Raw genomic sequence first — 6,966 nt, forward strand, 5'->3', positions numbered from 1 at the left:
AACCTCATGACCCGCCGCCTCACCCACGAAACCACCCACAACTGGCGCGACAACTAAGCCAAACGAAACAGACAACCGAGAATCAAACGCTCACTTAGGCCAGCTGTGCACCTTCTCCAGCAAGGAGACAGGTAGGGGCCTTCTGCACGTCGGTCGGGATCGCCAGGCCCTCCCCGGCGACGCGGGGGTGTTCCGCCTGAGATGGTTGCGGCGGGGGACGCGGCCTTGTCCTCCCCGCCGACACGGGGGTGCTCCATGCCACAGGACCTCCGGGTGCAACAACTCCTGGATCGTGATCTCGATGGTGAGGGGTGCCGAGGAAACAGGCCAATGTTCAGGAGTAACCTGCAGCCATGACAGATGTGATCATCTTGCACGGAGCCTGGCATCAACCAGCTCACTACGACGACCTGGTCAGGCTGCTGCGCTTACAGGGCTTCAGCGTGGAGGTGCCCGACCTCTACCTACTGTCGCTGGAGGACAGCACCGGCCTGGTCGAGGACATCATTGCAACCTCCGAGCAGCCACCACTAGTACTCGGGCATTCCTTTGGCGGCGTGACCGCCGGAACGGTCCGTGGTGCAGAAGGGCTGATCTTCCTGGCTGGCTGGCTTCTTGACGTCGGCGAGTCCCCCGGCCAGCTACTCGCAGAAGTCGAGAAGGAGACCGGTGTACCAGCGGCAGGGCTTATCGCTGAACCCGACAGCAATGGCAGGCTTCGGCTTGATCCCGTTGATGCGCAAAAGAACCTCTACGGCGATGTCGACGAGCCGACAGCTGCGCGAGCAGTTGAGCTGCTGCGGCCGGAACCACCCTCGATCTTCGGGGCGACACCGAGCCACGTGAGCTGGCGCGACACACCCTCCATCTATATTGGCGGCCGCGACGATCATGCCATCGCCGCTCCATTGATCAGCCGCTTCGCTGCCCGTTGCTCGGCGTCAGAAACGTGGAAGACCAGCCATTCGCCATACTTGAGTCACCCCACTGCTGTCGCTGATCTGGTTCAGCGAAGGCGACGGAACGCGGGTCGTTGACCGCCCTGGTACTTCAACGGTACGGCCGGAGATCTTGAGTGGGGGCTGGTGCGGATGTGAGCGCGGTCACTGTGATCATCGGTGCGTGAAGACTAACGATCGAGTAGTGGCCGCAGGTCACAGCGTGCAGTGGAGTCGATCTGGACCAGCCAGTCGATGTTGCCGACCGCGTCCGCCTCGGGTGTGGACCGTCTTCCACTGCCCGTAGCGTTCCGGCAGGTCACGCCAGGGGATACCGGCGCGGATCTTGTAGACCATCCCGTTGATTACCTGCCGGTCCGACACACGCGGACGTCCCGTGGCGGCCCACGGTATTAGCGGAGCAAGTAGCGAGCTCGTGCACGGTAAGCGGTGAGACGTCACGGACTCCTGGGTGGGCCGTGGTCACATCTGTCGTGTCAGGTTCAGGTCCGCTGTCTGCTGGTGGGACAGCAGGCTGGCGATGGCTTGGACGGTGTCGCTCATGTGCTCGCGGCGGCCGAGGTGGCGGGCCAGGGGCCGCCAGTTCTTGAGATGGGCGATGCCGTGCTCGACACGGATACGCCGTGATGAGTGCGCCTTGCGCAGGCGCTCGTACATCTCCTCGTATCAGTCGGGGGCGTTCTTCTTGAACTTACGGTGTGGTGGTGTGATCACCCGGCCGTCGGTCTGGGCGCCCAGGCCCTGGTAGCCGGCGTCGGTGAGGATCTCCACCGCGGGTCCGTCGGCCAGGAGCCTGAACAGCCCTACTTGGCGGGCGTGGGCGATGTCCGCGCAGCTGCAGGACGAGGTCGCGGGCTTCGAGTGGACGATGTCCTCCCTGCCGTCCCAGGGTGTTCCGCTCGGCGAGGAGGCGATCCACCGCTTCGCCCATGTCCTCCCCGCCGACGCGGGGGTGTTCCGCTGAGGTGCACGGGCGACGTTCCGGACCCGGCCCCCTCCCGCCGACGCGGGGTGTTCCGCCGCCGCCGAACGCCGCGCACAAGCCCAATCCCCGCCAACGCGGACGTGTTCCAGCCGACGTGAGTATCGCACCGTACCGGAGTTGTCCTCCCGCCGAAGCGGGAGTGTTCCGCAGATAGACGGAACGGCGGGTTGTCCCCGCGCCCGCGGGGTTGCTCCTTGAGTAGGAAAGGTTCCGCAGACCCTTTTCCGTCGTCACCGCGCCTGCGGGAGTTGCTCCCGCCTTCCTCGCGGCCTACGAGGTCGAGACCACCCCGGTCGTCCCGGCGCCCGCGAGGGTTGCTGACGTTGTCGGCCTGCTCGCCGAGTTCCTGCACGGGCGCGGAGACGACGGCTCCGGGACGAATCCGCGGGTGATGGTCTGCGAGCAACCCCTGCAAGCGCGGGGACGACCACTCGTGCGACTGGAAACAGCGGAAGCGGATAGAGCCACCCCTGCGGGCGCGGGGACGAGCGCAGTGGTACCGGGTCGAGAACCTCATGTCCAGAGCGCTAGGCTCGCTGCGCGTGCTGTGGGGGCATGACCGGGCGGGCATTTTGGGCCGCAGGCGCTGACGTTGCCGGTCGTTTCCGAACTCGGTGCCACGCCCACTCCGCTGACGGCCGGAGCACGGCCCCGGTGACCGGGGGAGGAGGAGACTCCGCCCCACCCGATATGGGCAGAGTCCGTCTGCCGGCCCGCACAGCAAATGCTTGTCACCGCGGCGTGCGGAGCACCCGAAAGCTCTCCCCTACCAGCGGGTCAGGTGAGGTCCAGGACACGTACCGCTTCGCCGCTCCACCGGCCCGGGGCCGTGGTGGCGACGACGGCCCCGTCGGGGCGGTCGGGGGTGGGCTGTGCAGCGTGCAGACTGTGCGCGGCCGCCCAGGTCTTCTGCCTCGCCACGGCCAGAACAGCAGCGAGATCCAAGTCGAGGACTGTGATGCCGGGCAGGGACGCCAGATGCTCCGCCGTGCCGGGCCGGGCACGGTCGGCTTCCACCAACACGCACGCGGGGGCGTAGAGGAACCAGCCGGCCTCGACGTGTGCACGGTGGATGAGGCGGGAGGCAAGGACGTTGCCCTGGCCAGCCGCGGCCATCGCGGTGTCGTCCAGGACGATGTGCATTGCGTCGCTCACCGGCCGGTCACCCGTGCCAGACGGCGGTCCAGCTCATGGTCGAGGTCTCTCTCCTGATCGGCGGTAGGAGCGTAGCCGTTCCACTCCTTGAGCGCGGCCCGCGCCTTCTCGGCCCGCTCAGCTCGCTCTGCGGGCGTCAGCAGGGTCTGTGCCATCCGCGCCAGGTAGGCGCGCAGCGACAGCCCTTCCGCGGCGGCTACGGCAGCGAGCCGGTCCTTGGCTTCCTCGGGGATGCGAACGTTGGCATCAGTCATCGTCGTGCTCCTTCCCACTCCCCCATGCTACGGGTACGTACCCGTACCCGCAGCACGAACGCGGGGTCTCGGGTGCTTCGAAGCCAACATGCCGGACCCTGCCGCATTCATCATCGGGGCCGTGCTTGCCGCACCGCCCCGAGGGCCACCGCGGAGACGCCTCCTACGGACTCAATGCAGCGGACGCTCTACCCGGAGTCTGGGCAGCCAGCCAAGGTGTGCGCACCGTCGCCACATATCGGTGCAATGCCGATTAATTTGGGGTGAGCGGCTTTTCGCAGGGGGTGGCGGAGGGTGGCGCTCTTTCGAATCGTGTGACGAGATACCCGACTCCTTCATTGAATTGTGGCGTCATAGGCGGTTCGTCTGCCCCGAGGGCGAATTCGGGGAATGGAGTCGACCTGTCGAGGTGCCGCGAGGGGGACGGCTCGGTCTTATCCGTGGGCGGCTTCACACCGCCCGAAAATTCTTGGAGAGGGGGGCACGCAGCGGCCCCGTCCGCGCGTGCTGACCTGTGGTGATGAGCAACATTTTGCGGGAGGCGGGACCCGAGTACCTCGCCGGACTGCTGGTCCTGGCAACCGGGGCCTTGACCGGCACCCTGGTACGCGCCCTGCGGCGCCGGACGGGGGCCCGCCGGCAGGCGGATCACCCGCGCTCGGACGACTGATACCTGATTTCACACCGCCATGAAATGGAGATCGCATGCCCTCACGAAAAAACGTCGTCCGAGGGACGACAAAAAGCGTCGTCAGCAAGACGACAGAGTCACGCCCCGTTGAGGAATTCAGCCGCGAAGCAGCCTGGCAGCATTTACACACTCCGCCGGAGCATGATCCCAGCGAGTGGGAAGGCGAACTGGCCCGGGTGACCAGCGAGTTCTCCGTAGCCGACCGCGACCTGACGAGCATCGCCGCGAAATACGACCTGGTAGTGCAGCGCGCCCGCTACCGCGACCCGGGCATGGACGAAACCAGCGTGCTCGCCGCGCTCCTGGTCATCCGTACGCTGCGCGACAAGCTGAAAGCCGACGAGCGCAAACTCATCAGCACCGCCCGGACCCTCAAGATCACATGGAGCAGGATCGGGAACGCGTTGGAGCTCAAGAGCCGGCAGGCGGCCGAGCGCCGGTTCCTGCAACTGCGTGATGACCTCGAGGACGTCGCCGGTGACGTCCTCACCCAGGCCGAGCGCGTCGAAGTAGCCCGTGCGCAACGTGACCGCCGCACCGAGTACACCTGGGCCACGAGCCACGCCACACCGATCATCTCGCTGGCCCTGCGTCTACATGCTGTGTCCGGCCTGCAGCAGCGCGCGGACAACTCGCCCGCCGCCCGTGCCGCCTACCAGCGGGCGGCTAACGGTGCGGTCTTCGAGGGCCGACCAGCCCCGCCGCCCCCGCGGATGCCGTGGCCGGCGCGCCTGCACGAAGCAGTGCAGACCTACCGAACCCACCAGCAGGCCGACCGGGAGTACAGGGTGCGGGCGGCGATACCCGGCCCGCAGGAGGACACTCGGCCACCAGCGGGCCTGCTCGCGCCGGTGGCCTTCGACCGCCTCGTGCACGACATGTTCGGACTCATCGGCCACGCTCTGGACATCGACCTGCGCGACCACACCGACATCGTCGAGGACGTTCAGATCCTCTACAGGAAAGCCGGCCCAGCCTCCCCCCGCGCGCTGGAGACGTGAACTCCAGGCCGCGGGCGTGGCAGGTCGCGGTGGCTCGTGCCGTATCCGGGATACGAGGGCCACTGCGATTTCAGCCCCGCACCCGGGGTGGGGCCTCGATGGCAAATGCGGATGACGACGCGGACCTGCGCGTGGTGGCGCGGGCACCGCAATGCTGTGGCTTCGGAGCCGCCAAGCCGAACGCCGCTCTCGTCGGCCCTCTTCCGGTGCGCTACGGCCATGAGGGCGTGTCCCGCGCCGGGCAGGTTGATGGTGTGTCAGGCGGCTGTTGTGGTGTGGGCGGCTTCGGCGGGTGCTGCACGGTCGTCGATGACGATGCGGACGGGTTTGCCCTCTCCGTCGGTGCTCGGGTGGGTGATGATCTCGTGCACTGCGGCAGTGATCTTCTGCTGGATGTGGCTTGCGATGGCTTGCGTGACCGGGTTGGCCGCGGTCTGCGCGATGTGGTTCAGGCTGGTGATGGCGGCGACGAGGCTGGGGCCGGAGAAGCGGACGCTGACGAAGCCTTCGTGGTCGTCGACCTTGCCGGGGATGTGGAAGTGCTGCTCGTTGCCTGCGGTCTGGATGAGGAAGGCCCAGGTGTCACGGTGGGCTTCGACGATGGCGTGGGCGATGCCAGCCGCAGCCCGCAGGACGGCCGGGTCAGGACTGGAGGGTTCCGCCTCGGTCTCGGATTTGGCTTCCGGGTCTAATACGGGTTCAGGGTCCGGGCCCGGGAGGAGGTGGCTCGGCGGTTCTGGGTCCGCGGCGGGAGCCGGCTCGGGCGCGGCCGTCGCGTGGCTCGCGGTGGCGCGGAGCTGGCCGTCGTTCTGGGTGACAGCGCTTCGGATGGCGACAATCTCGTTGCTGACGTGAGTGAGCCGACCGCCGACGAGGTCGGTGGTGCGGGTCATGGCGTCACGGGCGACGGATCGGATGTCGGCGAGGCCGGAGTTGATGGCGGCGGTGGTGTCGTGGCGGAGCTGGTCGAGGGTGTGCTGCTGGTCGGCCACCTGCTGCTTGATGGCCGCGACCTCGGTGGCCAGTCTGGAAAGCTGGTCGAGGATCTGCTGGAGCTGAGCCCTGTCGCCGCTGCCGAATGGCACGGTTCCCCCCTCATAGGCACGAGTGACCTGAACAGGGTGGAGTGAGGACAACTGCCCCGCAAGAATGCGAACCGGCCAGGGGAAATGCTCGCGCTGCAGCCAGAACACGGCCTGGCAGAGCACATTGAGGCGCTCGGATCCCGCGCACCGGCCGAGCTGGCCTCGGCCGCGCGACACTTCCATGCTTGGCTAGAAGAGCCAACGCCAGCCGCAGACCGGTCCTCGAGCCGGAAGTATCCGGCGATCGTCAAACTGTGGGAGAACGCCTGGGAAGAGTTCACCCCCTTCCTGCGGTTCGACACCGAGATCCGCCGCATCGTCTGCACCACCAACGCGATCGAGTCCATCAACGCCCGCATCCGCCGGGCGGTCAAGGCCCGCGGACACTTCCCCAACGAGCAGGCCGCCCTGAAATGCGTCTACATGGCCACCATGGCCCTCGACCCCACCGGCAAAGAGCCAGGCCCGCTGGACCATGCGCTGGAAGACCGCCCTGAACGCCTTCGACATCGCCTTCGACGGCCGCCTGACGGCGGCCCGCCAGTAACCCCAACCACCCTGGTTACACGACTCGTTTGACAGACCCGACAGACCCACCGTTTGTCGCCATGTCAGGACCAGGTCCGTGGCGGTATGAGTGATCCGGGAGGAGGTCTGGGACGTTGTGCATGGTGAAAGCTGTACTGGCCGTTCTATGGAGGGTGAAAGGCTATGTCGACTCCTGTCGAGCCTACGCAGGCGGGGTCTGTCAAACGAGCGGTGTAACCGGAGTGGTTGGGTTACTGGCGGGCCGCCGTCAGGCGACCGTCGAAGGTGATGTCGAAGGCGTTCAGTGC

At 66.9% G+C, this 6,966-nt stretch carries 9 protein-coding genes and 1 pseudogene; 5 read left to right on the forward strand and 5 right to left on the reverse strand.

The window, feature by feature from the left end; genetic code table 11:
* Positions 1 to 353: 353 nt before the first annotated feature.
* Positions 354 to 1,037 carry an alpha/beta hydrolase gene (locus tag ACZ6IM_RS41995; protein WP_319217778.1) on the forward strand — a complete coding sequence of 228 codons (684 nt, stop codon included), beginning with the start codon at positions 354 to 356 and terminating at the stop codon, positions 1,035 to 1,037.
* A gap of 117 nt (positions 1,038 to 1,154) precedes the next feature.
* Here the strand turns inward: ACZ6IM_RS41995 and ACZ6IM_RS42000 are convergent, their stop codons facing one another.
* Together ACZ6IM_RS42000 and ACZ6IM_RS42005 are read right to left on the reverse strand one after the other, a co-directional pair.
* Positions 1,155 to 1,400, reverse strand: coding sequence for a transposase (locus ACZ6IM_RS42000; RefSeq protein WP_398918885.1), 246 nt, complete (start codon positions 1,398 to 1,400; stop codon positions 1,155 to 1,157).
* 21 nt (positions 1,401 to 1,421) lie between these two features.
* Positions 1,422 to 1,616 (reverse strand): hypothetical protein, encoded by a 195-nt coding sequence (locus tag ACZ6IM_RS42005; protein ID WP_319217775.1) that lies wholly within the window; start codon positions 1,614 to 1,616, stop codon positions 1,422 to 1,424.
* 166 nt (positions 1,617 to 1,782) lie between these two features.
* On the opposite strand from ACZ6IM_RS42005, the gene ACZ6IM_RS42010 reads away from it, so the two are divergent.
* The gene (locus ACZ6IM_RS42010) at positions 1,783 to 1,923 is read left to right on the forward strand and encodes a hypothetical protein (protein ID WP_319217773.1); all 141 of its coding nucleotides are present in this window, start codon (positions 1,783 to 1,785) and stop codon (positions 1,921 to 1,923) included.
* A 798-nt stretch (positions 1,924 to 2,721) separates the two neighbouring features.
* On the opposite strand, the gene ACZ6IM_RS42015 is transcribed toward ACZ6IM_RS42010, so the two are convergent.
* Positions 2,722 to 3,087, reverse strand: a complete 366-nt coding sequence (locus ACZ6IM_RS42015) for a PIN domain-containing protein (RefSeq protein ID WP_319217786.1) — start codon at positions 3,085 to 3,087, stop codon at positions 2,722 to 2,724.
* Between the two features lie 8 nt (positions 3,088 to 3,095).
* A complete protein-coding gene (locus ACZ6IM_RS42020; protein WP_319217771.1) occupies positions 3,096 to 3,353 on the reverse strand; it encodes a hypothetical protein in 258 nt (85 codons plus the stop codon).
* 520 nt (positions 3,354 to 3,873) lie between these two features.
* On the opposite strand from ACZ6IM_RS42020, the gene ACZ6IM_RS42025 reads away from it, so the two are divergent.
* Both ACZ6IM_RS42025 and ACZ6IM_RS42030 read left to right on the forward strand, forming a co-directional pair.
* Positions 3,874 to 4,023, forward strand: a complete 150-nt coding sequence (locus tag ACZ6IM_RS42025) for a hypothetical protein (RefSeq protein WP_319217769.1) — start codon at positions 3,874 to 3,876, stop codon at positions 4,021 to 4,023.
* 35 nt (positions 4,024 to 4,058) lie between these two features.
* Complete coding sequence (locus tag ACZ6IM_RS42030) at positions 4,059 to 5,045, forward strand: hypothetical protein (RefSeq protein WP_319217766.1); 987 nt, start codon at positions 4,059 to 4,061, stop codon at positions 5,043 to 5,045.
* 257 nt (positions 5,046 to 5,302) lie between these two features.
* On the opposite strand, the gene ACZ6IM_RS42035 is transcribed toward ACZ6IM_RS42030, so the two are convergent.
* Positions 5,303 to 6,238 (reverse strand): hypothetical protein, encoded by a 936-nt coding sequence (locus ACZ6IM_RS42035; RefSeq protein ID WP_319217764.1) that lies wholly within the window; start codon positions 6,236 to 6,238, stop codon positions 5,303 to 5,305.
* 120 nt (positions 6,239 to 6,358) lie between these two features.
* Here ACZ6IM_RS42035 and ACZ6IM_RS42040 point away from each other — a divergent pair.
* A pseudogene (locus ACZ6IM_RS42040) lies at positions 6,359 to 6,677 on the forward strand (transposase); the annotation flags it as partial.
* Positions 6,678 to 6,966: the final 289 nt, after the last annotated feature.

It is taken from the genome of Streptomyces sp. NPDC042336, assembly GCF_055581985.1.

What these genes read in the sequence shown, in the direction of transcription:
- ACZ6IM_RS42025 (WP_319217769.1), top strand. Translation starts at nt 3,874, where the DNA reads ATGAGCAACATTTTGCGGGAGGCGGGACCCGAGTACCTCGCCGGACTG.
- ACZ6IM_RS42010 (WP_319217773.1), top strand. Translation starts at nt 1,783, where the DNA reads ATGTCCGCGCAGCTGCAGGACGAGGTCGCGGGCTTCGAGTGGACGATG.
- ACZ6IM_RS42015 (WP_319217786.1), bottom strand. Translation starts at nt 3,087, where the DNA reads ATGCACATCGTCCTGGACGACACCGCGATGGCCGCGGCTGGCCAGGGC.
- ACZ6IM_RS42005 (WP_319217775.1), bottom strand. Translation starts at nt 1,616, where the DNA reads ATGTACGAGCGCCTGCGCAAGGCGCACTCATCACGGCGTATCCGTGTC.
- ACZ6IM_RS42020 (WP_319217771.1), bottom strand. Translation starts at nt 3,353, where the DNA reads ATGACTGATGCCAACGTTCGCATCCCCGAGGAAGCCAAGGACCGGCTC.
- ACZ6IM_RS41995 (WP_319217778.1), top strand. Translation starts at nt 354, where the DNA reads ATGACAGATGTGATCATCTTGCACGGAGCCTGGCATCAACCAGCTCAC.
- ACZ6IM_RS42030 (WP_319217766.1), top strand. Translation starts at nt 4,059, where the DNA reads ATGCCCTCACGAAAAAACGTCGTCCGAGGGACGACAAAAAGCGTCGTC.